Source organism: Pseudomonas fluorescens, assembly GCF_002837185.1.
GTDB lineage: Bacteria > Pseudomonadota > Gammaproteobacteria > Pseudomonadales > Pseudomonadaceae > Aquipseudomonas > Aquipseudomonas fluorescens_AM.
Map to the genome: position 1 here is coordinate 1 of NZ_KZ478032.1, position 25146 is coordinate 25146.

General features: G+C 61.9%; 25 protein-coding genes, 1 pseudogene and 1 riboswitch. Of the genes and pseudogenes, 16 read left to right on the forward strand and 10 right to left on the reverse strand.

Translation table 11 applies throughout. From position 1 onward, the window contains the following. Positions 1-327: 327 nt before the first annotated feature. Positions 328-423, reverse strand: a pseudogene (locus tag CIB54_RS27780) (addiction module antidote protein, HigA family); the annotation flags it as partial. A 224-nt stretch (positions 424-647) separates the two neighbouring features. Here CIB54_RS27780 and CIB54_RS25660 point away from each other — a divergent pair. The 10 genes from CIB54_RS25660 to madM all read left to right on the forward strand — a co-directional run bounded on the left by CIB54_RS25660 (position 648) and on the right by madM (position 8649). Beyond that, positions 648-1067 (forward strand): hypothetical protein, encoded by a 420-nt coding sequence (locus CIB54_RS25660; protein WP_101221325.1) that lies wholly within the window; start codon positions 648-650, stop codon positions 1065-1067. A 452-nt stretch (positions 1068-1519) separates the two neighbouring features. Next, on the forward strand, positions 1520-3190 hold the full coding sequence (mdcA, locus tag CIB54_RS25665) for a malonate decarboxylase subunit alpha (RefSeq protein WP_065949569.1): 1671 nt from the start codon (positions 1520-1522) through the stop codon (positions 3188-3190). Beyond that, positions 3191-4024, forward strand: a complete 834-nt coding sequence (locus CIB54_RS25670; RefSeq protein ID WP_101221326.1) for a triphosphoribosyl-dephospho-CoA synthase — start codon at positions 3191-3193, stop codon at positions 4022-4024. Continuing rightward, entirely contained in the window at positions 4024-4323 is a 300-nt protein-coding gene (locus tag CIB54_RS25675) for a malonate decarboxylase subunit delta (RefSeq protein WP_065949567.1), read from the forward strand. The genes CIB54_RS25670 and CIB54_RS25675 overlap by 1 nt, the downstream gene beginning before the upstream one ends. Next, complete coding sequence (locus tag CIB54_RS25680; protein WP_101221327.1) at positions 4316-5158, forward strand: biotin-independent malonate decarboxylase subunit beta; 843 nt, start codon at positions 4316-4318, stop codon at positions 5156-5158. Before CIB54_RS25675 ends, CIB54_RS25680 begins: the two co-directional genes overlap by 8 nt. Next, entirely contained in the window at positions 5155-5925 is a 771-nt protein-coding gene (gene mdcE / locus CIB54_RS25685; RefSeq protein WP_101221328.1) for a biotin-independent malonate decarboxylase subunit gamma, read from the forward strand. Before CIB54_RS25680 ends, mdcE begins: the two co-directional genes overlap by 4 nt. Next, a complete protein-coding gene (locus CIB54_RS25690) occupies positions 5919-6515 on the forward strand; it encodes a malonate decarboxylase holo-ACP synthase (protein WP_065949564.1) in 597 nt (198 codons plus the stop codon). Before mdcE ends, CIB54_RS25690 begins: the two co-directional genes overlap by 7 nt. After that, positions 6512-7411: a malonate decarboxylase subunit epsilon gene (gene mdcH, locus CIB54_RS25695; RefSeq protein ID WP_101221329.1), complete on the forward strand. Its 900-nt coding sequence runs from the start codon at positions 6512-6514 to the stop codon at positions 7409-7411. The genes CIB54_RS25690 and mdcH overlap by 4 nt, the downstream gene beginning before the upstream one ends. A gap of 67 nt (positions 7412-7478) precedes the next feature. After that, a complete protein-coding gene (gene madL, locus CIB54_RS25700; RefSeq protein WP_101221330.1) occupies positions 7479-7883 on the forward strand; it encodes a malonate transporter subunit MadL in 405 nt (134 codons plus the stop codon). 1 nt (position 7884) lies between these two features. Next, the gene (gene madM, locus CIB54_RS25705) at positions 7885-8649 is read left to right on the forward strand and encodes a malonate transporter subunit MadM (RefSeq protein ID WP_065949561.1); all 765 of its coding nucleotides are present in this window, start codon (positions 7885-7887) and stop codon (positions 8647-8649) included. A gap of 121 nt (positions 8650-8770) precedes the next feature. Here madM and CIB54_RS25710 read toward each other — a convergent pair whose 3' ends face one another. After that, complete coding sequence (locus CIB54_RS25710; protein WP_065949560.1) at positions 8771-9685, reverse strand: LysR family transcriptional regulator; 915 nt, start codon at positions 9683-9685, stop codon at positions 8771-8773. 143 nt (positions 9686-9828) lie between these two features. On the opposite strand from CIB54_RS25710, the gene trhA reads away from it, so the two are divergent. Beyond that, positions 9829-10446 carry a PAQR family membrane homeostasis protein TrhA gene (gene trhA, locus CIB54_RS25715; RefSeq protein WP_065885378.1) on the forward strand — a complete coding sequence of 206 codons (618 nt, stop codon included), beginning with the start codon at positions 9829-9831 and terminating at the stop codon, positions 10444-10446. Between the two features lie 214 nt (positions 10447-10660). Here the strand turns inward: trhA and CIB54_RS25725 are convergent, their stop codons facing one another. Further along, positions 10661-11563 carry a LysR family transcriptional regulator gene (locus CIB54_RS25725; RefSeq protein ID WP_101221331.1) on the reverse strand — a complete coding sequence of 301 codons (903 nt, stop codon included), beginning with the start codon at positions 11561-11563 and terminating at the stop codon, positions 10661-10663. A 108-nt stretch (positions 11564-11671) separates the two neighbouring features. Here CIB54_RS25725 and CIB54_RS25730 point away from each other — a divergent pair, with 108 nt between their 5' ends. Together CIB54_RS25730 and CIB54_RS25735 are read left to right on the forward strand one after the other, a co-directional pair. Beyond that, positions 11672-12913, forward strand: a complete 1242-nt coding sequence (locus CIB54_RS25730) for a D-amino acid dehydrogenase (protein ID WP_101221332.1) — start codon at positions 11672-11674, stop codon at positions 12911-12913. 32 nt (positions 12914-12945) lie between these two features. Beyond that, positions 12946-13848: a transporter substrate-binding domain-containing protein gene (locus CIB54_RS25735; RefSeq protein ID WP_101221333.1), complete on the forward strand. Its 903-nt coding sequence runs from the start codon at positions 12946-12948 to the stop codon at positions 13846-13848. 75 nt (positions 13849-13923) lie between these two features. Here CIB54_RS25735 and CIB54_RS25740 read toward each other — a convergent pair whose 3' ends face one another. Continuing rightward, positions 13924-14643 carry a 16S rRNA (uracil(1498)-N(3))-methyltransferase gene (locus CIB54_RS25740; protein WP_101221334.1) on the reverse strand — a complete coding sequence of 240 codons (720 nt, stop codon included), beginning with the start codon at positions 14641-14643 and terminating at the stop codon, positions 13924-13926. 120 nt (positions 14644-14763) lie between these two features. Beyond that, on the reverse strand, positions 14764-16170 hold the full coding sequence (locus tag CIB54_RS25745; protein WP_101221335.1) for an adenosylmethionine--8-amino-7-oxononanoate transaminase: 1407 nt from the start codon (positions 16168-16170) through the stop codon (positions 14764-14766). Positions 16171-16442: 272 nt separating this feature from the next. Here CIB54_RS25745 and CIB54_RS25750 point away from each other — a divergent pair, with 272 nt between their 5' ends. Continuing rightward, entirely contained in the window at positions 16443-16994 is a 552-nt protein-coding gene (locus tag CIB54_RS25750) for a cytochrome b (RefSeq protein WP_065949555.1), read from the forward strand. A gap of 32 nt (positions 16995-17026) precedes the next feature. Next, the gene (locus tag CIB54_RS25755) at positions 17027-17605 is read left to right on the forward strand and encodes a YceI family protein (RefSeq protein WP_101221336.1); all 579 of its coding nucleotides are present in this window, start codon (positions 17027-17029) and stop codon (positions 17603-17605) included. Between the two features lie 184 nt (positions 17606-17789). Here CIB54_RS25755 and CIB54_RS25760 read toward each other — a convergent pair whose 3' ends face one another. The 5 genes from CIB54_RS25760 to ahcY form a co-directional block, all read right to left on the reverse strand. After that, complete coding sequence (locus tag CIB54_RS25760; RefSeq protein ID WP_065949553.1) at positions 17790-19673, reverse strand: RNA helicase RhlE2; 1884 nt, start codon at positions 19671-19673, stop codon at positions 17790-17792. 222 nt (positions 19674-19895) lie between these two features. Next, positions 19896-20699: a substrate-binding periplasmic protein gene (locus CIB54_RS25765; protein ID WP_065949552.1), complete on the reverse strand. Its 804-nt coding sequence runs from the start codon at positions 20697-20699 to the stop codon at positions 19896-19898. 63 nt (positions 20700-20762) lie between these two features. Continuing rightward, the gene (locus CIB54_RS25770; protein WP_101221337.1) at positions 20763-21845 is read right to left on the reverse strand and encodes a hypothetical protein; all 1083 of its coding nucleotides are present in this window, start codon (positions 21843-21845) and stop codon (positions 20763-20765) included. Positions 21846-21920: 75 nt separating this feature from the next. Next, positions 21921-22766: a methylenetetrahydrofolate reductase [NAD(P)H] gene (metF, locus tag CIB54_RS25775; protein ID WP_065949550.1), complete on the reverse strand. Its 846-nt coding sequence runs from the start codon at positions 22764-22766 to the stop codon at positions 21921-21923. A gap of 170 nt (positions 22767-22936) precedes the next feature. Next, on the reverse strand, positions 22937-24346 hold the full coding sequence (ahcY, locus tag CIB54_RS25780; RefSeq protein WP_065949549.1) for an adenosylhomocysteinase: 1410 nt from the start codon (positions 24344-24346) through the stop codon (positions 22937-22939). A gap of 21 nt (positions 24347-24367) precedes the next feature. Continuing rightward, positions 24368-24473: riboswitch (S-adenosyl-L-homocysteine riboswitch) on the reverse strand. 180 nt (positions 24474-24653) lie between these two features. On the opposite strand from ahcY, the gene CIB54_RS25785 reads away from it, so the two are divergent. Further along, complete coding sequence (locus CIB54_RS25785; protein ID WP_065949548.1) at positions 24654-25058, forward strand: acyl-CoA thioesterase; 405 nt, start codon at positions 24654-24656, stop codon at positions 25056-25058. Positions 25059-25146: the final 88 nt, after the last annotated feature.

Below are 25146 nucleotides of genomic sequence, written 5' to 3' on the forward strand. Positions count from 1 at the left end.
TTTGGGCGCTATCATAGCGCCCGATTGAAGTGTCCAAAATCATTAGGCCAGTTCAGCTTGCCCCCGATGACAGAGTGTCAGTTGATAAAACTCTGGCTGACCCACTGCCATCGGGGGCAAGCCCCCTCCCACATTAAAGTATCGGTGTTTGACAGACTGCGGGTGGCCTTCGGATTTTTCCTGCAAGATTTTGGGCCGTGCATGAACTTCTCAGGCGCTACTGAGCAAATGTGGGAGGGGGCTTGCCCCCGATAGCGGTGTATCAGCCAGAAATGTGTTAGCTGACCCACTGCTATCGGGGGTAAGCCCCTCCCACTTTCTCCATTCTCAATCAATCCGCGCAAACCGCTCAATCACCGGCTGCTCCCGATGCTCGGCCTGACATAAGTCGTAGGCACTTTGCATCGACAACCATAAATGGGCGGTATGTCGGAATAGGATGGAGTTGCTGTAGGCGAGTTCTGATTTGGATTAGGCGGGTGTTCAGGCCGGAGTGGAGTGGTTAGTTTCTCCGTTCCTCACTGCCAGCAAGGATCCGCAAATGGCTGTACTGTTAATGCCGCCGGATTTTGAATCATGGTGCGGCGGTGAGCCTTTTGGTGATGACCCTCGGGACCAATATTATTGGATAAGAAGAGGTATTGAATATGCCATTTCGCAAGGCCACTGAGCGCCTCATGCCTGTTCTGCGTAATTGTCTGCTTGTGGTCTGCCTGATTTATATCGGCGGCAGTTGGATCCTGTCGCCTGGCACACCGGACCTGGATGAAGTGGTGTTGAAGCATTCCCTGGGCAACGGTATGTCGATCTATGGTGCGCGAGATAGCCAAGGTGGCGCGACGGTGGGGTTTTCCTACAGGTATTACGTGCATAAGGATTTGGGAAGTGATCAGGAAATACTCAGCGCATTAGTGTCTGCACCTCCTTTTCTCAAAACAAAAGAGCCGGATGTCCAAGTCAATAATGACGGGGGGGCCCTGCAGGTGGTTATTCAGGGAAAAGTCTATGAGTACCACAGTTATGCACTGGAAGGCCTAGGGAAGGTCAAGGTGATGATGGTGTTGTGATGAGCTGGCTCTCGGACTTTTCCTGCAAGATTTTGGGCCGTGCATGAACTTGTGATGAGAGGCCCGCGCGCCGGGTCTTCGTCCAGTCATCGCAAAAAACGGTGACATGGACGTGCAAGTCCGAGAAACCTGTTTAGGCGCACAAAACGCCTAGAACCAAGTCAGCCCGTCCCCAGCTTTTTGAAACGGTCCCAATCAGGGACTGATCGTTCCCTTTCTGGGACCGCTATCTAGCAGGCGCTACAGATCAAATGTGGGAGGGGGCTTGCCCCCGATAGCGGTGTATCAGCCACCTATTTATCAGCTGACCCACCGCCATCGGGGGCAAGCCCCCTCCCACATTTTGGTCTTCGTTACTCCAGGCGTAACGGTTTGCTGCCCAGCTTGATTGATGGCCCCAAGAATCACTCCTAAGGTAAAGCCCCACGACAGCAACCCCCCGTGGAGCAACCATGACAACAACCATCACCCCCGACTCGCGCTGGACGCGGCGGCGCGACGAGAAGCAGCGGCGGCTCGGGCTGGTCAAACAGTTTGCAGACGGGGCGGTGCTGCCCGGCGACAAGATCGTCGAGGCCCTTGAAGCGCTGATCCTCCCCGGCGACCGCGTGGTACTGGAAGGCAACAACCAGAAGCAGGCCGACTTCCTCTCGCGTTCCCTGGCCAAGGCCGACCCCGCAAAGCTCCACGATTTGCACATGATCATGCCCAGTGTCGGGCGTTCCGAGCACCTGGACCTGTTTGAAAAAGGCATCGCGCGCAAGCTGGATTTCTCCTTCGCCGGCACCCAATCCCTGCGCATCAGCCAGTTGCTGGAAGACGGCCTGCTGGAAATCGGCGCGATCCATACCTACATCGAACTCTATGCGCGCCTGGTGGTGGACCTGATTCCCAACGTGGTGCTTTCGGCCGGCTTCATGGCCGACCGCGCCGGCAACATTTACACCGGCGCCAGCACCGAAGACACCCCCGCGCTGATCGAACCGGCTGCCTTCAGCGATGGCATCGTGATTGTGCAGGTCAACCAGTTGGTGGACGACGTCACCGACTTGCCGCGCGTGGACATCCCCGCCAGCTGGGTGGATTTCGTGGTGGTAGCCGACAAGCCGTTCTACATCGAGCCGCTGTTCACCCGTGACCCGCGTCATATCAAGCCGGTACACGTGCTGATGGCGATGATGGCGATCCGTGGCATCTACGAAAAACACAATGTGCAGTCGCTCAACCACGGCATCGGCTTCAACACCGCCGCCATCGAACTGATCCTGCCCACTTACGGCGAATCCCTGGGCCTGAAGGGCAAGATCTGCCGCAACTGGACCCTCAACCCGCACCCCACGCTGATCCCGGCGATTGAAAGCGGCTGGGTGCAAAGCGTGCATTGCTTCGGCACTGAACTGGGCATGGAAAACTACATCGCCGCACGCCCGGATGTGTTCTTCACCGGCCGCGACGGTTCCATGCGCTCCAACCGCATGTTCTGCCAACTCGCCGGCCAGTACGCAGTGGACCTGTTTATCGGCGCCACCCTGCAGGTCGACGGCGACGGCCATTCCAGCACCGTGACCCGTGGCCGCCTCGCCGGTTTCGGCGGCGCGCCGAACATGGGCCACGACCCACGCGGTCGCCGCCACGGCACACCAGCCTGGCTGGACATGCGCCACGACGACGCGCCGGAAGCCTTGCTCGAGCGCGGCAAAAAACTCGTCGTGCAAATGGTCGAGACCTTCCAGGAAGGCGGCAAACCCACCTTCGTCGACACCCTCGACGCGGTGGAAGTGGCGCGTAAAAGCGGCATGCCCCTGGCGCCGATCATGATCTACGGCGACGACGTCACCCACCTGCTCACCGAAGAAGGCATCGCCTACCTGTACAAGGCGCGTTCCCTGGAAGAACGCCAGGCAATGATCGCTGCCGTCGCCGGGGTCACTGCCATCGGTATGCGCCACAACCCCAAGGACACCGCCCGCATGCGCCGCGAAGGCTTGATTGCGCTGCCCGAAGACCTTGGCATTCGTCGCACCGACGCCACCCGCGAGCTGTTGGCCGCCAAGAGCGTGGCCGACCTGGTGGACTGGTCCGGCGGCCTGTACAACCCACCCGCCAAATTCAGGAGTTGGTAGATGCGCGCCCTCAAACTGCATGAAGTGAGCCTGGCCGATCGCCTGGCGGATATGGCGGTCGATGCGCTGATCGATGAAGCGGATTTGTCGCCCAAACCTGCCCTGGTAGACCGGCGAGGCAACGGCGCCCACACCGATTTGCACCTGGGCTTGATGCACGCTTCGGCGCTGTCGCTGTGGCCGATGTTCAAGGAAATGGCCGAGGCCGCGCTTGAAATCGGCGAAATCGGCCTGCCTCTGCGCGAAGCCCTCGGCCGTATTGGCCGCGAAGGCGAGCAAGCGATGCTCATTACCACCAATGGCGTAAATACTCATCGCGGCGCGATCTGGGCACTCGGTCTGCTCACCGCCGCAGCGGCCCTGGACCCTGGCGCCGTTACGCTGAACGCGGCCAGATTAGCCTTGCTCAACGACCGACATGCGCCACAAACCCTGAGCCACGGCGTCCTGGTCGCTCAACGTTACGGCGCTCGCGGTGCCCGTGAAGAAGCGCAATTGGGCTTCCCCTCGGTGACGCAACGTGGCCTGCCGCAATTGCACAAGAGCCGCCGGCAAAACGCCGGAGAACAGAACGCACGCCTGGACGCCTTGCTCGCGATCATGACCGAACTGGCCGACACCTGCGTGCTCTACCGCGCCGGCTACGAAGGCCTGACCACCCTGCAACAGGGCGCCCAGGCCGTGCTCGACGCCGGCGGCAGTGCAACCCTGGCCGGCCGCCGCCAACTGCACGCGCTGGACCAACAACTGCTGGCCCTGAATGCCTCCCCCGGCGGTGCCGCCGACCTGTTGGCCGCCTGCCTGTTTATCGACCGCCTCGACGGAGCGTTGTGATGCAAACCCTATCCTTTGAATTCCCCGCCGGGCAGCCGCCAAAAGGCCGTGCGCTGGTGGGGTGCGTCGGCTCCGGCGACCTTGAAGTGCTGCTGGAACCGGGCACCGCCGGCACGCTGACCATCCAGGTACAAACCTCGGTCAACGGTGCCGAGCAACGTTGGCAGCACCTGTTCGAACGCATCTTCCAAGAGCAGACGCCACCGGCCTTGAACATTGATATCCACGATTTCGGCGCCACGCCCGGCGTGGTGCGTTTGCGCCTGGAGCAAGGCTTCGAGGAGATCGGCCATGACTGATTGGCTCAACAAACACAGCTTCGTTGAACTCGGTGCTCGGCAGCGCGCCAAGGCGTTGCTGGATGCCGGCACCTTTCGCGAGCTGATCGACCCATTTCAACGTGTCATGTCGCCGTGGCTCAGCCGCCAGGGCGTCGTGCCCCAGGCGGATGACGGGGTGGTCATCGCCAAAGGCAGCGTTGCCGGTCTGCCGGTGGTGATTGCCGCTATCGAAGGTAACTTCCAGGGCGGCAGCCTCGGTGAAGTCGGCGGCGCGAAGATCGCCGGAGCGCTGGAACTGGCCGCTGAAGATAACCGCAACGGCATCCCGACCCGCGCCGTGCTGCTGCTGGAAACCGGTGGCGTACGCTTGCAGGAGGCCAACCTCGGTCTGGCCGCCATTGCCGATATTCACGCGGCGATTGTCGATCTGCGCCAGTACCAGCCGGTGATCGGCGTGGTGGCGGGGAGTGTGGGGTGCTTCGGCGGCATGTCCATTGCCGCAGGGTTGTGCAGCTATCTGGTGGTCACCCGTGAAGCGCGCCTGGGCTTGAACGGCCCGCAGGTGATCGAACAGGAAGCCGGGTTGGACGAATACGACTCCCGCGACCGTCCGTTTATCTGGAGCCTCACCGGAGGCGAGCAGCGCTTCAACAGCGGCCTGGCCGACCGGTATGTGGCCGACGATGTGGTGCAGATCCAGCAGACCGTCAGCGCGCTGTTGCAGCAAGGCGCGCCCGAACAACAACGTAGCCGCCGCGCTGATTTTTATCTGGCGCGCCTGGCCGAGCTGGACGCTACGCCGCAGATCGACCCGGCGACGGTGCGCGCGCTGTATCAGGGAGAACGCTCATGAGAGGTTTGCAGTGGTTTAACGCGCTGAGCGCCGGCGCGACGCCGGTGCAAGGGCTGCCCGACTCGCTCCAGGTCGCCGATGGCCAATTGAACGGCCAGAGCGTGCGCTTTCTCGCGGTGGTCACCGACCCGAACAACCGCTTTGCGCGCGCACGCAATGGCGAAGTCGGCTTGCTGGAAGGTTGGGGGCTCGCCAAGGCCGTCGATGACGCTATCGCCAGGGGCGACAAACGCCCGCTGATCGCTATCGTCGACGTGCCCAGCCAAGCCTATGGCCGCCGTGAAGAAGCCCTCGGCATCCATCAAGCCCTGGCCGCCGCCGCCGACAGCTACGCCCGCGCCCGTCTGGCCGGGCACCCGGTGATTGCGCTGCTGGTGGGCAAGGCCATGTCCGGCGCGTTCCTCGCCCACGGTTACCAGGCCAATCGCCTGATTGCCCTGCGCGACCCCGGCGTGATGGTGCATGCCATGGGCAAGGCCTCGGCGGCGCGGGTCACCCTGCGCAGCGTCGAAGAGCTTGAAGCCCTGGCCGCCAGCGTGCCGCCGATGGCGTATGACATCGACAGCTATGCCAGCCTTGGGTTGCTGTGGGAGACGTTGACGGTCAGCCAGATTGAACAGCCTACGGCGGACGATGTGGCACGGGTCAGCGATTGCCTGGTGAATGCGATCAAGGATATCGATAGCGCCGATCTGAGCGGGCGCCTGGGGGCGTCCAATCGTGCGGCGTCCAGCCACGTGCGCCAGTTGCTGCGGGAGCAATGGTGAACGCCCACGACCTGCTCTGGGGCATGACCCCGGCGCATCTGCGCGCCGATGCGCCCGGCTGGGTGGTGGATGCGCTCAGCGCCGGCCACCCGGTGGTGGTGCGCCGCGCCATCGTCGAGCCGGGCCATGTGGCGGTCGGTGTGCGGGGGCGTTTGCGTGAGCAGCGCTTTGCCGCGCAGATGCCCATTGCTGCGGTACAACGGCGTGTGGCCCCCGAAGCTTTGCGGGACGCGACCTCGCCACGGGATTTGCCGGCGCTGCGGGCACTCGATCAACTGCGGCCGTTGTTGGCGCATAACGACTGGGGCGTCAGCGGCAGTGCCGGCTTCGAATTGGCCAGCGGCATCGAAGCGTTGCATGCCGCGAGCGATCTGGATTTGATCCTGCGCACCCCCGAGCCGCTTGAGCGTCAGCAGGCGCACGCGCTATTGGCGATGCTCGATAGCGCACCGTGCACCGTCGACCTGCAACTGCAAACCCCCGTCGGTGCTGTCGCCTTGCGTGAATGGGCGGGCGCTTCACGCCGGGTGCTGCTGAAAACGGCCAACGGGGCGCACCTTGTCGTCGACCCCTGGCAGGCGGTGGCATGAGCAGCCTGTTGGTATTTCCGGGGCAGGGCGCCCAGCGAGTCGGCATGCTCCAGTCGCTGCCCGTCGAGGTCCTTGACGAGGCCAGCGCTGCCCTGGGTGAAGACGTGCGCCGGCTCGATTCGGCACAGGCCCTTGAGTCGACGCGCGCCGTTCAGCTCTGCCTGTTGATCGCTGGCGTGGCGCATGCGCGTCTGTTGCAGCACACACCGGACTACGTCGCGGGCCTGTCCGTCGGCGCCTATCCCGCCGCTGTCATCGCCGGCGCATTGGACTTTGCCGATGCAATCAAACTTGTCAGTCTGCGCGGCGAACTGATGCAAAGCGCTTATCCACAAGGCTACGGAATGACCGCGATCATCGGCCCGCAGTTAGCCACCGTCGAAACATTGCTCGCCGAAATCCACAGCCCGCAGACCCCGGTGTACCTGGCCAATATCAATGCCGATAACCAGACTGTCATTGCCGGCAGCGACGCGGCGATGAAGCGTGTCGCCGAACGCATCAAGGGCAACGGCATCGCCAAGCGCCTGGCCGTCAGCGTACCGTCCCACTGCGCCTTGCTGGACGCACCGGCCAAGGTCCTCGCCCAGGCCTTTGTCCCGCTCAAGGCGCCGCGCGTCACCTACCTGAGCAGCACAAGCGCGCGGCCCATTCACAACCCCCTGCACCTGCGCGATGACCTGGCCTTCAACATGTGCCGCGTCGTCGACTGGCGCGGCACCGTGCAAAGCGCCTACGAGCGCGGCGTGCGCCTGCAGATCGAACTGCCACCGGGCGCGGTGCTCACCGGCCTGTCACGCCGCGTCTTCGAACAAGGCACGGTGATCGCCTGCGAAGGGGCGCGCCTGGATACCTTGCAGGCGCTGCTGCAAGAGGAGGAGCGCCGCCACCGATAAAGCACGACCCAAGGCTTTCGAAGCACAACAACAACAATTTCGATCGAGCACTTTGAGGACAACAACAATGATTATTTACGGTGTGGCATTGCTGGCGATCTGCACGCTCGCGGGCGTGATCATGGGCGATATGCTCGGCGTGTTGCTGGGCGTCAAATCCAATGTGGGCGGCGTGGGCATCGCGATGATCCTGCTGATCTGCGCGCGGTTGTGGATGCAAAAGCACGGCGGCATGACCAAGGATTGCGAGATGGGCGTGGGTTTCTGGGGCGCCATGTACATCCCCGTGGTCGTGGCGATGGCCGCGCAACAGAACGTGGTCACCGCTTTGCACGGCGGCCCGGTTGCGGTGCTGGCGGCCATCGGTTCGGTGGTGCTGTGTGGTTGCACCATTGCCTTGATCAGCCGCACGCACAAGGGTGAGCCTTTGCCGCCCGAAGAGCCGCTGATCCTCGCTGCAGGAGGTCGCTGATATGTGGGACCTCATCGAAAAAGGTTTGGAACACAACGGCCTGGTCACCGCGTTCGCCTTTGTGGGCGTGGTGATGTGGATTTCGGTGGTGCTGTCCAAGCGCCTGACGTTCGGGCGCATCCATGGCTCGGCGATTGCCATCGTCATCGGTCTGGTGCTGGCCTGGGTCGGCGGCACGCTCACGGGCGGGCAGAAGGGCCTGGCGGACCTGGCACTGTTCTCCGGTATCGGCCTGATGGGCGGCGCGATGTTGCGGGATTTCGCCATCGTCGCCACGGCGTTTGAAGTGCAGGCCACCGAGGCGCGCAAAGCCGGCATGATCGGCGTGATTGCCCTGCTGCTGGGTACGATCCTGCCGTTCATCGTCGGTGCGAGCATGGCCTGGGCCTTCGGCTATCGCGATGCGATCAGCATGACCACCATCGGGGCGGGCGCGGTGACTTACATCGTCGGCCCGGTGACCGGTGCGGCGATTGGCGCGACCTCGGATGTGATGGCGCTGTCGATTGCCACCGGGTTGATCAAGGCGATTCTGGTGATGGTCGGCACGCCGGTGGCGGCGCGCTGGATGGGTTTGGACAACCCGCGCTCGGCGATGGTGTTCGGGGGCTTGGCCGGCACCGTGAGCGGAGTAACGGCGGGGCTGGCGGCGACGGATCGGCGGTTGGTGCCGTATGGCGCGCTGACGGCGACGTTTCATACCGGGTTGGGCTGCCTGCTTGGGCCTTCGTTGCTGTACTTCATCGTGCGGGGATTGGTCGGTTAGTTTTGGAGGCGGCGGTGTCTGGTCGGGCGCCATCGGGGGCAAGCCCCCTCCCACATGTTGACCGCATTCTCATGTTGGAACGCGGTCAAGCGTGGGAGGGGGCTTGCCCCCGATAGCGGTCTCAGGCCTGGCGATTGGCATACATCCGACACTCCGCCAACAGCGCCAGCAAATTCGGATCGCGCTCCTTGGCCTTCAGGAACACCACGCCGATATGCTGCTGCAACCGATACCTGGGTTGCAGCGGTATCAGCTTCACGCGGTTTTCGTACACCGCCGCAATCCTGCCCGGCAACAGCGCATAACCCACCCCCGAGCTGACCATGCTCAGCAGCGTGAAGATGTCGTTGACCTGCATCGCCACCTTCGGCTCGAACCCCGCCTGCTTGAATACCCGGTTGCCGTCCTGGTGGGTGGCGAAGCCCTGGGTGAGGGTGATGAAGGTGGCATCGCGCACGTCGGCCAGGTCGATTTGCCGCTCACGGTCGAACGGGGAATCGGCCGGGGTAGCGAGGAAGATGTCGTCGCAAAACAGTGCGATCTGCTCACAGTCCGGGTCGTTGGCGTGCTCGTCGAGGGAGATGAGGATCGCGTCCACTTCCATGTTCTTGAGCTTGTAGAGCAGGTCGAAATTGGAGCCCAGGATCAGGTCGATATTCAGTTCGCTGCGGCGGATTTTCAGGCCCATGATCAGTTGCGGGACGGTCTTGACCGTCAGCGAATACAGCGAGCCCAGCTTGAAACGTTCGGCGGAGAAACCGGCGGCTTCGCGGGTCAGGCGCACGCTGTCGACCACGTCGGCCACCAGCTTCTGCGCGCGCTCTTCAAGTACATAGGCGCTTTCCAGCGGCGTCAGGTTGCGGCCCTCGTGTTTGAACAGCGGGCAGCGCAGGGCATTTTCCAGCGAATGAATGGCGCGGTGCACGCTGACGTTGCTGGTCTGCAACTCGGCTGCAGCGCGGGCCAGGTTGCCGGTGCGCATGAACGCCAGGAAGATTTCCAGCTTTTTGAGGGTGAATTCTTCGTCGATCAACATGGCCGTGGCTCTGGTTCGCATGCCCTCGATTGTGCCCGCAAAACGGCGCGGCGTCGTCGGAACGTCATAACGCGCTTGCACTCTGATGCGCAAGGCAGGACGCTTGTCCGCATGTGCTTGGGGTTACAGGAGGTCGGTGACAGATGTACCACGGAGAACGATTCAACGCCTGGAGCCATTTGCTCGGTGCCGTTGCGGCGTGCATTGGCGCCGTGTGGATGCTGGTGGTGGCGAGCCTGGATGGGAGCCCCTGGAAGATCGTCAGCGTGGCGATTTACGGCTTTACGCTGATCGTGCTGTACAGCGCCTCGACGGTGTATCACAGCGTGCGGGGGCGGCGAAAAGAGATCATGCAGAAGGTCGATCACTTTTCGATCTATCTGTTGATCGCCGGCAGCTATACCCCGTTTTGCCTGGTGACGCTGCACGGGCCGTGGGGCTGGACGCTGTTCGGGATTGTGTGGGGGCTGGCGGTGATCGGCATTTTGCAGGAGATCAAGCCGCGTTCCGAGGCGCGCATTCTGTCGATCGTGATTTATGCGGTGATGGGCTGGATCGTGCTGGTGGCGGTCAAGCCGCTGCTCGCCGCGTTGGGCACGGCGGGGTTTATCTGGCTGGCGTCGGGCGGGGTGCTGTACACCGTGGGCATTATCTTTTTTGCCCTGGAGGACCGCCTGCGCCATTCCCATGGGATCTGGCACTTGTTTGTGATCGGCGGCAGCCTGCTGCATTTTGTGGCGATCATGCATTACGTGCTTTGAATGTGAGAGGGGGACAAGCCCTAATGCCAGTCAGTTAAGGCTTTTTTTGTAGGAGCGAGCTTGCTCGCGAAAAACTCACAGGCGCCGCGTTCATTCAGGAAGCACGCGTTATCGTTGACGTTTTTCGCGAGCAAGCTCGCTCCTACAGAGGGCGGCTGAATTTTTCAACGGCCTGTTAGGGCAAGCCCCCTCCCACACTGGATCTGCGGTGTTGTTAGAGACGTGCCAATATTTCACAGGCGCGACTGCCGAAAATCTCCAGCAGCTTAGCCAGCATATGCGGTGGTGGCTCATTGGCGCGGGTCAGGGCGTAGAGGGTGATGGGCAGCGGTGGGGTGAGCGTGCGGATCTGGGTGGTGGCGGTTGAGGCACCCAGCGCGGTGAACGGATCGATCACGGTCAGACCGGCGCCGGACTCGACCATCGCACGTGCCAGGGAATAGGTTTGCACCGAGATCGTCACCCGTGGCGGCGGGTCGATATTTTCCAGGTAACTGCCCAGCTTCGCTGCCAGCGGGTCGGCGCTGGACAGGCCGATCAACGGCGCCCCGGCCAGCTCGGCCAACGGCAGGGGCTGATAGCGTTCGGCTTCCGGCCAATAACCCTCGGACGCCAACGCCACCAGCACGCCGTTGGCCAGCACTTGGGTCGTGAGCCCCGGATGGCCGGAGAAGTTGAGCGTCAGCGCCAGGTCGATCTCGCGCATCAACAGCTTCTGCACCAGTTCGCGGCTATGGTCGCTGGACAGCTCGCAGGCCATGTCCGGGTAATCGCGCTTCCATTCCAGGATTGACGGCGGCAGCAGCGACAGCGCCAACGCCGGGATCGCACCGATACGGATGCTCTGCCCAGGTTCGCGGCGCAGGCTGTTAGCCAGGCGCCGCACGCCTTGCAGGCTTGCGGTGACTTTCTCGACTTCGCTTTCCAGCGCCAGGGCTTCCGGCGTGGGCTGCAATTTGCCGCGTACCCGCAGGAACAGTGCAAAGCCCAACTGCAGTTCGGCGTGCTGCAACACCTTGGTCACCGCCGGTTGCGAGACATGCAGCAACTGCGCGGCGGCGCTGATGGAGCCCGTCTGGCGGATGGCCTGGAAGATTTCGATATGACGCAAGCGCATGGCGAGTCCATAACCTTTGTTTATAGGTGACCCATCTTTATTCATTGTCGGTGAGCTGTCACCTGCCTCTACGCTTGAGCTTTCTTGAATCAACGGCGGGAGGCGGGAATGGCCGCGCAGGTTTGCATCATCGGGGGTGGAGTGATCGGTTTGGCGAGCGCGTATGCACTGGTGCGTGCTGGCCATGCAGTGACGGTGATCGATGCGCGCGACAGACTGGGCAGCGAAACCAGCTTCGCCAATGGCGGGCAGTTGTCCTATCGCTATGTCGCACCGCTGGCGGATGCAGGCGTGCCGCTGCAGGCGATTGGCTGGTTGCTGCGCCGTGACTCGCCATTGAAACTGCGCCCACGGCTCGACCCCCAGCAATGGCGCTGGATGGGAGCCTTTATGGCTGCCTGCCGGGGTTCGGTGAATAGGCGCAACGCCGCGCACTTATTGCGCCTCGCATCCTTGAGCCAGACCACATTGCAGCATTGGCGCATCGATGATCGCCTGGAAGGTTTCGATTGGCGACGTAACGGTAAGCTGGTGACGTTCCGTAATGCCAATACCTTCGAGCAGGCGCGCAGCAAGGTCACGGACATGTTGCAGCAGCAGGTGTTGTCCGTGCGCGATTGTGCGCGCTTGGAGCCGGCGTTGGCGGCGGGTGATTTTGTCGGCGGTATCTACACACCGAACGAGGAAGTCGCCGATTGCCATGCTTTCTGCCAACGCCTGGCAGCGCGGCTGGAGGCTTCGGGGCGCTGCACGTTCAGGCTCGGGCGCAAGGTCACCGGGATCCGCCATGCCGAAGGTGCGGTGCAGGCCATCGAGTTGGGCAGCGAAGTGATGCCGGTGGAGCAACTGGTGCTGGCGGCCGGGCATCGCAGCAGCGAATTGGGCTTGCCGGGGCTGGCGCTGCCGCTGTATCCGCTCAAGGGCTATAGCCTGAGCGTGCCGATTGGCGCGCAACACCGGGCGCCGAACCTGAGCATTACCGACTATGATCGCAAGATCGTCTACGCACGTATCGGCGAGCAATTGCGGGTCGCGGCCATGGTGGATATCGTTGGTTTCGATACGGGGCTTGAACCCAAACGTCTGGCCCTGATGAAACGTCAGGCCCTGGAGACATTCCCTCTGGCCGGTGACTACACCCACGCAGTCGAATGGGCTGGCATGCGCCCTGCCACGCCGACGGGGGTGCCGCTGATCGGTGCAAGTCGCTATCGCAACCTGTGGCTGAACCTTGGCCACGGCGCCCTTGGCTTTACGTTGGCCTGCGGCAGCGGCCAACTGCTGGCCGAACTGATCGATCAGCGCACGCCTTCCATTGACATGCAGGGCCTGGCCCCCTGCGCTGCTTGAGTCTCTACCCCGCGAACCAACGGAGAATAACAATGAAAAAGATCCTGTTGACCGGCTGCACCCTGGGGCTTTTGTTGGGCGCACAGGCGTATGCGAACGAAACGCCGCTGGGCGATACGTTGAGCAAGATCGCCAGCACCCAGTCCATTACGTTGGGCTATCGCGATGCGTCGGTGCCGTTTTCCTATGTGGCCGACAGCAGCGGCAAACCCATGGGCTACTCGGTGGACCTGGCGAGCAAGATCGTTGAACGCATCCAGCAGAAAACCGGGGTGGCCGAGCTTAAGGTGAAATACAACCTGGTGACGTCCCAGACCCGTATTCCGCTGGTGCAGAACGGCACCGTCGACCTTGAGTGCGGCTCCACTGGCGTGACGGCCGAGCGGCAAAAGCAGGTAGCGTTCTCGTACGGTTTTATCTACGTGAAAGGGCAGTTGCTGACGGCCCGGGACAGTGGCATCAAGGGCTTTGCAGACCTACAGGGCAAGAACGTGGTGACCACCGCCGGCACCACCAACGAACGTTTTCTCAAGCGCTACAACGCCGAGCACAAGGCCGATATGTTCGTCATCAGCGCCAAGGACCATGGCGAGGCGTTCAAGATGCTCGAGACCGGCCGCGCGGCGGCCTTCTATATGGATGACGCGTTGCTTTATGGCGAACGCGCCAAGGCCAGGGACCCGCACCATTGGGTGGTCGTGGGCGAGGAGCAGTCGCGGGAAATCTACAGCTGCATGGTACGCAAGGATGACCCGCAGTTCCTGGCGGTGGTCAACGCTGCATTGGGCGACCTGTACCGCTCGGGTGAGATAAACGGGATCTACCAGCGTTGGTTCGAACAGCCGATTCCGCCGAAGGGTTTGAACCTGGAATTCCCGATGACCAGCGAGTTGAAGGCGATTATCGCCAAGCCGGTCAGCGACCCGGTGGAGTAAGAAGTGCTAACCCAATCCAACTGTGGGAGGGAGCAAGCCCCCTCCCACATTTTTGATTGGGTTTACACGGCAGGGTCAGAAGTCGCCCCACAACTGTTGGGCCACGGACAGCGCCACCACCGGCGCGGTTTCGGTGCGCAACACCCGTGGGCCGAGGCGGGCGGCGTGGAAGCCGGCGCCTTGGGCGGTGTCGACTTCGCCGTGGGTCAGCCCACCCTCAGGCCCTATCAGGAAGGCCAGGCTCGACGGTTTGGCATGACTGACCATCGGCTCGGCCACCGGGTGCAGGACCAGCTTGAGGTCGGCCTCGGTCTGTTTCAGCCAGTCGGCCAGCAACAGCGGCGGGTGAATCACCGGCACTGTCGAACGCCCGCATTGCTCGCACGCGCTGATCGCCACCTGGCGCCAGTGCAGCAGGCGTTTGTCGGCGCGTTCGTCCTTGAGGCGCACTTCGCAGCGCTCGCTGAAAATCGGCGTGATCGCGTTGACGCCCAGCTCGGTGGCTTTCTGGATCGCCCAATCCATGCGCTCTCCACGAGACAGGCCCTGACCGAGGTGGATATGCAGTGGCGACTCGGCCTGGCCGTTGAAGCTTTGCGTCAGTTGCACGGTGACGCGCTTTTTACCGACTTCCAGCAGGCTGCCGAGAAACTCCTGGCCGGAACCGTCGAACAGTTGCACGGCGTCGCCTTCGACCATGCGCAACACACGGCTGATGTAATGCGCCTGGGCTTGCGGCAACTCATGGTCGCCGAGGCTCAGCGGGGTGTCGGTGAAGAAGCGGGACAGTCTCATTTCTGTTCTCTGAAGAGGTGTAGGTAGGAGCGAGCTTGCTCGCGAAAAACGTACATCCGACGCAGCGATGCGCTTGGAATGCCTTCGCGAGCAAGCCCGCTCCTACAAAGGTTTAGGCAATCAACCCGGATCGCGGAAGCCTGGGTGAAAATCTTTCGGCACCGCCACACTGACTTTGCTGTTAGTGGCGATATCAATCCCTTCGCTGGCCACTTCGGCGAGGAAGTCAATCTGCTCCGGGGTAATCACATACGGCGGCAGGAAGTACACCACGCTGCCCAGCGGTCGCAACAACGCGCCACGTTCCAGGGCATGCTCGAACACCTTCAGGCCACGGCGTTCCTGCCAGGGGTAAGCGGTCTTGGTGGCTTTGTCCTGCACCATCTCGATGGCCAGCACCATGCAGGTCTGGCGCACTTCCGACACGTGCGGGTGGTCCACCAGGTGCGCCGTGGCGCTGGCCATGCGCTGGGCCAGGGCCTTGTTGTTTTCGATGACGTTGTCTTCTTCGAAGATATCCAGGGTCGCCAGTGCCGCCGCGCACGCCAGCGGGTTGCCGGTGTAGCTGTGGGAATGCAGGAACGCGCGCAGGGTCGGGTAGTCGTCGTAGAAGGCGTCGTACACGTCATCGGTGGTGACCACGGCGGCCAGCGGCAGGTAGCCGCCGGTCAGGGCCTTGGACAGGCACAGGAAGTCCGGGCGGATGCCGGCCTGTTCGCAGGCGAACATGCTGCCGGTGCGGCCAAAGCCCACAGCGATTTCGTCGTGGATCAGGTGCACGCCGTAACGGTCGCAGGCTTCGCGCAGCAGCTTGAGGTACACCGGATGATACATGCGCATGCCACCGGCGCCCTGGATCAGCGGTTCGACGATCACGGCGGCGACGCTGTCGTGGTGCTCGGCCAGGGTCTGTTCCATCGCCAGGAACAGCGTGCGCGAGTGTTCTTCCCAGCTCATGCCCTCGGGGCGCAGGTAGCAGTCGGGGCTCGGCACCTTGAGGGTGTCGAGCAACAGCGCCTTATAGGTTTCGGTAAACAGCGGCACGTCACCCACCGACATCGCCGCGATTGTTTCGCCGTGGTAGCTGTTGGTCAGGGTGACGAAGCGCTTTTTGTTCGGCAGGCCACGGTTGAGCCAGTAGTGGAAGCTCATCTTCAGCGCGACTTCGATGCACGACGAGCCATTGTCGGCGTAGAAGCAGCGGGTCAGGCCTGCGGGCGTCATTGCCACCAGGCGCTCGGACAGCTCGATCACCGGCTGATGGCTGAAACCGGCGAGGATCACGTGCTCCAGTTGGTCGACCTGGTCCTTGATGCGCTGGTTGATGCGCGGGTTGGCGTGGCCGAACACGTTGACCCACCAGGAACTGACGGCATCGAGGTAGCGCTTGCCTTCGAAATCTTCCAGCCATACGCCTTCACCGCGCTTGATCGGCACAAGGGGCAGTTGCTGGTGGTCTTTCATCTGGGTGCAGGGATGCCACAGCACCGCGAGGTCGCGTTGCATCCACTGGTTATTCAAGCCCATCGGTGATCTCCTCGAAGCGGTCCTGCGGCCTGCGCAGGTGAAACAATCGCGCAAGCCTATGCAATGGTGACGTGGGTCACAAGCCATTGTGGGGAAATTCGCGGTAAATACAGGACGGTCTGTCACGTTTCCTGGGAATAGTCTTAATCCCTTGTTAATTTATTATGCATAGCCTCCAGATCGTATTTCTCGATATTTCAAAGCGAAATTTTCCGCTTTAATTCGATAGGTAAAACGCTAGTCTTGGGCACAGTTCTTACGGGATTAAGTACATGCAGCTACGCAACTCACCGGCCCGCTATGGTTGGGTCAGCATGGTTTTGCACTGGGGCGTGGCCCTGGTGGTGTTTGGATTGTTCGCCCTGGGCCTGTGGATGGTCGGCCTCGATTACTACAGCGCCTGGCGCAAAGACGCGCCGGACCTGCACAAGAGCATTGGCATTACGCTGTTCGCGATCATGCTGGTACGCATTGTCTGGCGCCTGGTCAGCCCGCCGCCCCCGCCGTTGACCAGCTACAGTCGCTTGACCCGTATCGGCGCCGCGTTTGGACACGCGTTCCTGTATCTCGGATTGTTTGCCGTGATGATTGCCGGTTACCTGATTTCCACCGCAGACGGTGTCGGTATCCCGGTGTTTGGCCTGTTTGAAATTCCTGCCGTGGTTTCCGGTCTACCGGACCAGGCAGATACCGCCGGCTGGGTGCATTTCTACCTGGCCTGGGTATTGGTGGTGTTCGCCGGCTTGCACGGCGTGGCGGCACTGAAACACCATTTTATCGATCGTGATGTGACCCTGACGCGAATGCTGGGGCGCAAAGCCTGATGTTCAACCTCGACTCACAAGGAATAGAAAGCATGTTGAAGAAGACACTCGCCGCTCTGGCAATCGGTACCGCTCTGCTGTCCGCCGGGCAGGCAATGGCTGCTGACTACAAGATCGACAAGGAAGGCCAGCACGCCTTCATCGATTGGAAAATCAGCCACCTGGGCTACAGCTACATCCACGGTACCTTCAAGGACTGGGATGGCACCTTCAGCTGGGACGCAGCCAAGCCTGAAGCCAGCAAAATCGCCGTCGACGTGAAAACCGCCAGCCTGTGGTCCAACCACGCTGAACGTGACAAGCACATCGCCAGCAAAGACTTCATCGACGTGGCCAAGTTTGCCGACGCCAAGTTCGTGTCCACCGCCGTTAAACCCACCGGCGAAAAGACAGCTGACGTGACCGGCGACCTGACCTTCCACGGCGTGACCAAGCCGGTGACCTTCAAGGCCACCTTCAACGGTGAAGGCAAGGATCCATGGGGCGGCGAACGTGCCGGCTTCAACGCCAAGACTACGATCGACCTGAACGACTTCGGCGTGAAAGGCCCAGGCCCGACTTCGCAGACTGTCGACCTGGACATCACGCTGGAAGGCGTGAAGCAGAAGTAATTTCTGCCTGACAATGCGTTCAGTGTGGGAGGGGGCTTGCCCCCGATAGCGGTGTGTCAGTATCAACAGGCTGACTGGCATGTCGCTATCGGGAGCAAGCCCCCTCCCACATTCGGTTTGTTGAGCTCATAAAAAAATGCCCCGTCTCGAAAGAGGCGGGGCATTTTTTATGGCGCTTTGAAACTCAGCGGTTGCGAGTCAGCAGCGCTGGTTTTTCACCACGAGGACGGCCAGGCAGTTGATCCAACTGCTCGGGTGTCGGGAAGCGATCCGCTTTCGACTCCTTGTGGATAATCTTCGGTGCCGGGCCGCCGCGCGGGTTTTGCACCGCTGGCTCGGACGAACGTGGCTGCTCGTCACGGGCCGGGCGGCGGTTGTTGCTGCGCGAGTCCTCGCGACGGGCCTGGCCGTCACGCGGGGCACCGTTACGTGGGCCGCTGCGCTTGGCCGGCGGCGTACCGGTGGTGCCGCCGCTGCTGTTGCGCGGGCCATTCTGACGGGCGCCTTGTGGCTGACCACCACGTGGAGCGGCTGCGCCTGCGCCTTGTGCCGGGGCGCCTGGGCGACGGCCGCGGCCCTGTGCAGGCTTGGCCTGTGGCACGTAGTCGACGCGGTTACCGAAGTTATCCACATCGTCATCAAGGAATTCGTCCGGAGCACGATCGGCTGCAGCGCGTGGCGGCTGGCTCGGCTGGCGCTGTTCGCGGGCCGGGGTGCCTTCACGTGGCTTCTGCTCGCGGGCCGGGCGTTCGCCACGGCTGCTGGTCGCGGTTTTTTCCTTGCCCTTGTCCTTGCCCTTGTCGCGACGGCCACCGCCACCACCGCCGCCGTTCGGGCCATCGCCCTTCGGACCGCGTGGGTTGCGGGGGTTGCGTACGTCCGGACGCTCGCGCGCTTCTGGCTTTTCGGCCTCCACAGCGCTGGCATCGAAGCCCATCAGGTCGCCGTCGGCGATTTTCTGCTTGGTCATGCGCTCGATGCTTTTGAGCAGTTTTTCTTCGTCCGGCGCGACCAGGGAAATGGCCTCGCCCGAACGCCCGGCACGGCCTGTGCGGCCGATACGGTGCACGTAGTCTTCATCGACGTTTGGCAGCTCGAAGTTGACCACGTGCGGCAGTTGGTCGATATCCAGGCCGCGGGCGGCGATATCGGTGGCGACCAGGATGCGTACGGAACCGGCCTTGAAGTCAGCCAGGGCCTTGGTACGCGCGTTCTGGCTCTTGTTACCGTGGATGGCGACGGCGGTGAGGCCGTGCTTGTCCAGGTACTCGGCCAGGCGGTTGGCGCCGTGCTTGGTGCGGGTGAACACCAGCACCTGTTCCCAGGCACCGTGGGTGATCAGGTGCGCCAGCAGCGAGCGCTTGTGGCTGGCCGCCAGGCGGAAGACGCGTTGTTCGATACGCTCGACCGTGGTGTTCGGCGGCGTGACTTCGATGCGTTCCGGGTTGTGCAGCAACTTGCCGGCCAGGGCGGTGATGTCCTGGGAGAACGTTGCCGAGAACAGCAGGTTCTGACGTTTGGCCGGCAGGCGGGCGAGCACTTTTTTCACGTCATGGACAAAGCCCATGTCGAGCATGCGGTCGGCTTCGTCCAGCACGAGGATTTCCACGTGGGACAGATCGACGCTGCCTTGGCCGCACAGGTCGAGCAAACGGCCCGGGCATGCCACCAGCACGTCGACACCACGGGACATGGCCTGAACCTGAGGGTTCATGCCGACGCCGCCGAAGATGCAGGCGCTGACGAACTTCAAGTCGCGGGCATACAGCTTGAAGCTGTCGTGCACTTGGGCGGCGAGTTCGCGGGTGGGGGTCAGGACCAGTACACGCGGTTGACGCGGGCCGTGACGCTGGGATTTGTCCGGGTGACCGTTGGGGAACAACCGCTCCAGAATCGGGAGGGCGAAACCACCGGTTTTACCGGTACCTGTCTGCGCCGCAACCATCAGGTCGCGACCTTGCAACACGGCGGGAATGGCCCGCTGTTGCACCGGAGTAGGCTCGGTATAGCCCGCCGCCTCGATGGCGCGGACTAAAGCCTCGGAGAGACCGAGGGAAGCAAAGGACATGAGTAATCCTGTTTTAGTTAGGGCTTGGCCCAAAGGGATAATCTTGCCGGGCGTGAATGGCGCTTAGGGGAGCGTAATCCCGTCCGGTCCTGCTGCGTCTGGCGGGCACTCCACCGGCTCGCGCGGGCTGCAAAGCTGCGCTGTAGCGGGGTTGGGTGCCTTTTTCAAGACCCGAGCGGCCGGGCGTAAGCCTGGCGGAAAGGCCGGAGTATAACAGAGCAATCACTGCGCGCTGCTTTCCTGCTGCTCAACGGTGTATTCGGACGCGCTGATCGGCACCGTTTGCGCAAGGATACCGCCGTATTTGGCGCTCAAGGCGGCATAGGCCGGCTCTTGCTTGAAACGCCTGAGTTCAGCGGCGAAGCGCTGGACCAGCAGGTCCATGCCCGCGCCACGGCGAACGGCGAGAAACTGTTGCTGGCGGCTGACCACCACGGGCGCCTGGCTGACCTTGTCTTCCAGACCCAACTCCTTGATCACATGCTGGCCCACGCGACGGTCAGTGACCACCATGTCGATGCGCCCCAGCATGAGCTTGCCGAAGTTGGCTTCATGACTGGGAGCGGGTTCACGGGCGAAGGCATCGGACGCACTGAATGTTTCGCCATACAGATAGCCGGGCGAGACGCCCACGGTCAGGCCGCGCAGGTCGTCGAGGGTTTCGGCGGGGTGGGGGCGTTCGTTGGCGTAGAACAGGACGAACTCGACTGCCGACAGGGGTTCGCTGGGGTAAAGCAGCGAAGCGTCGCGCTCGTGGCTGTGGAAAATGTCCAGTGCGCCGTCGGCGTGGCCTTGGTCGAGCATGGCCAGGCAACGCTTCCACGGCAGGAACTGCCATTGCACATCCACACCGAGACGCTGGAACACGATCACCGTGGTTTCATAGTCCAGGCCGCGCATGGTGCCGTTGTCGTCGTAGACGTAGGGCGCCCATGGCTCGGTGACAATGCGCAATTTCTCGCCATGAGCGGCCAGGCTCAGGCAAGTGACAAGCGCAGCGATCAACAACTTGAAAATGACGGGCATACCCGGAGGTTACGACGCTCCCGGCATAAAGAGAAGCTCTGGCGCGCGCTTTGGCGGGCCGCCTTATTTTGCTGGTGCGTCCATCAAGTGGGCGTGGATTGCGGCACGCCGCTCGCCGAGAATCAGGCGCACCACCGGATTGGCGAACCAGTGTTCGAGCTGGTGCGCATCAAGCGGACGCTTCTGGCGCTCTTCCTGGTTTTGTCGCGCCTTGTCCCACCAAACCGGGCCACAGGCCTGGTCGAACTCGTTTTCGTGTTCGTAGCAACCGTAGAGGATTTCGCGAATGAACTGCTGCTGGTGCCTGGGCAGCAGCAGGGTAATCAGCTTGTACAGCATGCGCTGCAAGCGCGGCGGGCGCGGCAGGTGGGCGGAGACCTGGCGCGTGTCGGCCAGTGCCAGCGCGCTGGTGGGCGCTGCGGCGTGCTTGGTGATCCAGGCCTTGACCTTGGCCCGGAACAGCTGCTTGCGGCTCCAGTAATGGTGGATCAGGTCCGGGCATTCGCGCACGTTGACCGTGCGATAGGCTGCGATGGACAGGCAGAACTCTTCCAGGGTGTAGGCGCCCTGGGCATGGGGGAACAGTTCATCCATCAACTCGATGGAGCGGTCGAGGATGTGCGCGTCCTGCTGGGTCAGGCCCATCACGCCGGAGTTGAGGGTCATCATGTCGTCGTCGGCCACGCCCATGTCGAGCAGGCGCTGGTAAAGCGCGGTGTAGAGAATGCTTTCGTGGTTGTCGCCGTACTTGGTGTAGAAGGCGTTGCACAGCAGCGTGCCCGGCTGTACGCGCTCGAACAAGGCCAGGGGAGAGCGGTGAAAAAACGTGTCGGTGTCGATCAGCAACGCCACCTCGGACTCTTCCAGTACCTGGCGCAGTACCACGTGCTTGGTGCGGAAATGATAACCGTGGGGCTCGCTCCAGCGTTTGCGAGTGGCCTCGTCCAGCGGGCGCACACGTACCGGCAGCAGACGATAGGGTTCGGGGTTGTCGCTGAATACCTGAATGTCCATGGCCGCATCGGGGGCGTCTTGCAGGAAGGCCAACGCGCTGGCAATGCTGAATACCGCTTCCTGATGGTAGGTCTCGGCGCCGAAGACCAGGTAGACCAGCTGCGGACGGGAAGTGGAGGGCACTGTATTCATGGACTGCGGGATTCCGTGGGTCACGTAAAACGACAAAGGCCCTCGTTTGAGGGCCTTGGCACAACCGGACAAGCCTTAGCGTGGCAGCTTGAGGTTGTTCCAGACGGCAAGGCTGGGTTCTGCCTGGTTCAGGGTATAGAAGTGCAACCCTGGCGCGCCACCCTGCAACAATTGCTCACACATCTCGGTGATAACCTGCTCACCGAATGCCTGGATGCTTTTGACGTCGTCGCCATAGGCTTCCAGCTGCTTGCGCACCCAACGTGGGATCTCGGCACCGCAGGCGTCGGAGAAGCGCGCCAGCTTGCTGTAGTTGGTGATCGGCATGATGCCCGGCACGATCGGGATGTTCACCCCCATGGCCTGTACACGCTCGACAAAATAAAAGTAGCTGTCGGCGTTGAAGAAGTACTGGGTGATCGCACTATTGGCGCCGGCGTCGGCCTTGCGTACGAAGTTTTTGAGATCGTCTTCGAAATTGCGCGCCTGGGGGTGCATCTCCGGGTAGGCCGCCACTTCGATATGGAAGTGATCGCCGCTTTCTTCGCGGATGAAGCTCACCAGGTCGTTGGCGTAGCGCAGCTCACCGCTGGCCATGCCCATACCGGACGGCAGGTCGCCACGCAGGGCGACGATGCGCTTGATGCCGGCGGCCTTGTATTGGGTCAGCAGGCCGCGCAGGTCGGCTTTGCTGTCGCCCACGCACGACAAGTGCGGAGCAGCGGGAATTTTGACTTCACTTTCCAGCTGCAGCACGGTGTTGATCGTGCGGTCACGGGTCGAACCGCCGGCGCCGTAAGTGCAGGAGAAAAAGTCGGGGTTGTAGCTGGCCAGCACCTTGGCGGTGGCCATCAATTTTTCATGCCCAGCATCGGTCTTGGTCGGGAAGAACTCGAAGCTGTAGCGACGGTCTTGGGACATGGTAATACCCTTTGAAACTCAGAATTGCGGAGTGTGTACACCGTCGATGTGGGAGGGGGCTTGCCCCCGATGCGGTCGGTCAGTCAGTAAATATATCGACTGACCCACCGCATCGGGGGCAAGCCCCCTCCCACATTTGAAGCCAGCTCCCCGCAGGGGGAGCAGGCTTATCAGTAGCGGTAAGCGTGCGGCTTGAACGGACCTTCAACGGTCACGCCGATGTAGTCGGCCTGGGTCTTGGTCAGTTGGGTCACAACGCCGCCGAAACCGCGAACCATTTCCAGGGCCACTTCTTCGTCGAGTTTCTTCGGCAGTACTTCCACGGTCAGGCGCTCGGCTTTCTGGGCAGGCGACAGGTCGGCGTACTTCTGCTGGAACAGGAAGATCTGCGCCAGTACCTGGTTGGCGAACGAGCCGTCCATGATGCGGCTTGGGTGACCGGTGGCGTTGCCCAGGTTAACCAGGCGGCCTTCGGCCAGCAGGATCAGGTAGTCATCGTTCTGCGGGTCGAACTTGGCAGCACCGGTACGGTGAACCTTGTGGACCTGCGGCTTCACTTCTTCCCATGCCCAGTGCTTGCGCATGAAAGCGGTGTCGATCTCGTTGTCGAAGTGACCGATGTTGCACACCACGGCACGTTTTTTCAGGGCCTTGAGCATGTTCGCATCGCAAACATTCACGTTACCGGTGGTGGTGACGATCAGGTCGATCTTGCCCAGCAGGGCCTTGTCGATGCTCGCTTCGGTGCCGTCGTTGACGCCGTCGATGAACGGCGACACCACTTCGAAACCGTCCATGCAGGCTTGCATGGCGCAGATGGGGTCGACTTCTGAAACTTTAACGATCATGCCTTCCTGACGCAGAGACTGGGACGAACCCTTGCCCACGTCGCCGTAGCCGATCACCAGGGCTTGCTTGCCCGACAGCAGGTGGTCGGTGCCGCGCTTGATCGCATCGTTGAGGCTGTGACGGCAGCCGTACTTGTTGTCGTTCTTGCTCTTGGTCACCGAATCGTTGACGTTGATGGCCGGGATCTTCAGCTCGCCCTTGGCCAGCATGTCCAGCAGGCGGTGCACGCCGGTGGTGGTTTCTTCGGTCACACCGTGGACGCGGTCGAGGATCTGCGGGTATTTCTTGTGCAGCAGCTCGGTCAGGTCGCCGCCGTCGTCGAGGATCATGTTGGCATCCCAAGGCGCGCCATCCTTGAGGATGGTTTGCTCCAGGCACCACTCGTACTCTTCTTCGGTTTCGCCTTTCCAGGCGAATACCGGGATACCGGCGGCGGCGATAGCGGCAGCGGCCTGGTCCTGAGTCGAGAAAATGTTGCAGGACGACCAACGCACTTCGGCCCCCAGGGCAACCAGGGTTTCGATCAGCACGGCGGTCTGGATGGTCATGTGGATGCAGCCGAGAATCTTCGCGCCCTTGAGCGGCTGCTCGGCGGCGTACTTGCGACGCAGGCCCATCAGGGCTGGCATTTCGGATTCGGCGATAAAGGTTTCGCGACGGCCCCAGGCGGCGAGGGACATGTCGGCGACTTTGTAGTCGGTGAAATCTGCAGGCGTGTTGACAGCGCTCATGAAGAGCCTCCATTCGTAGTGTGCGAATGGGCGCCGTTGTGCGTTTAGTATCCAGCTGCAAAACCAGGCCGGACAACGCCCCATCCGAGCCTGACAGGCCAAGCCTGCTGCAGCGCCCCTCGGACAGGTGGCGGGAGAACGGTGGTGGCCGTTCCAAATAGGGGGCGATTATAGCTTTCTTTGAGCCGCAAGTGACAAGCTGCAAGCGGCAAGTTTAAAGCGAATCGGCTTTTACTTGCAGCTTGTAGCTTGAAACTTGAAGCTAGGGGGGAAATATATCTTTAAAACACCTCAGAGTGCGCCTCCCATGAACTTCCACACCCGCAAATGGGTAAAACCCGAAGACCTCAACCCCAACGGCACCCTGTTCGGCGGCAGCCTGCTGCGCTGGATCGACGAAGAAGCCGCCATCTACGCTATCGTCCAACTGGGCAACCAGCGCGTGGTGACCAAGTACATTTCCGAAATCAACTTTGTCAGCGCCTCGCGCCAGGGCGACATCATCGAGCTGGGCATCACCGCCACCGAGTTCGGTCGCACCTCCATCACCCTGACCTGTGAAGTGCGCAACAAGATCACCCGCAAGAGCATCCTGACCGTAGAGAAAATGGTCTTCGTCAACCTCGGTGAAGATGGCCTGCCTGCGCCTCATGGTCGTACCGAAATCAAGTACGTGAAGGATCAGTTCAAGGACGACAGTCTTTCCGAGTGACAACGTAGCGGTGTGATTTGCTTTACCAAATCATTCCGTACGGATCGTCGCGAGAGGCTTTCATCACTCAGGCTCACACCCAACGGAG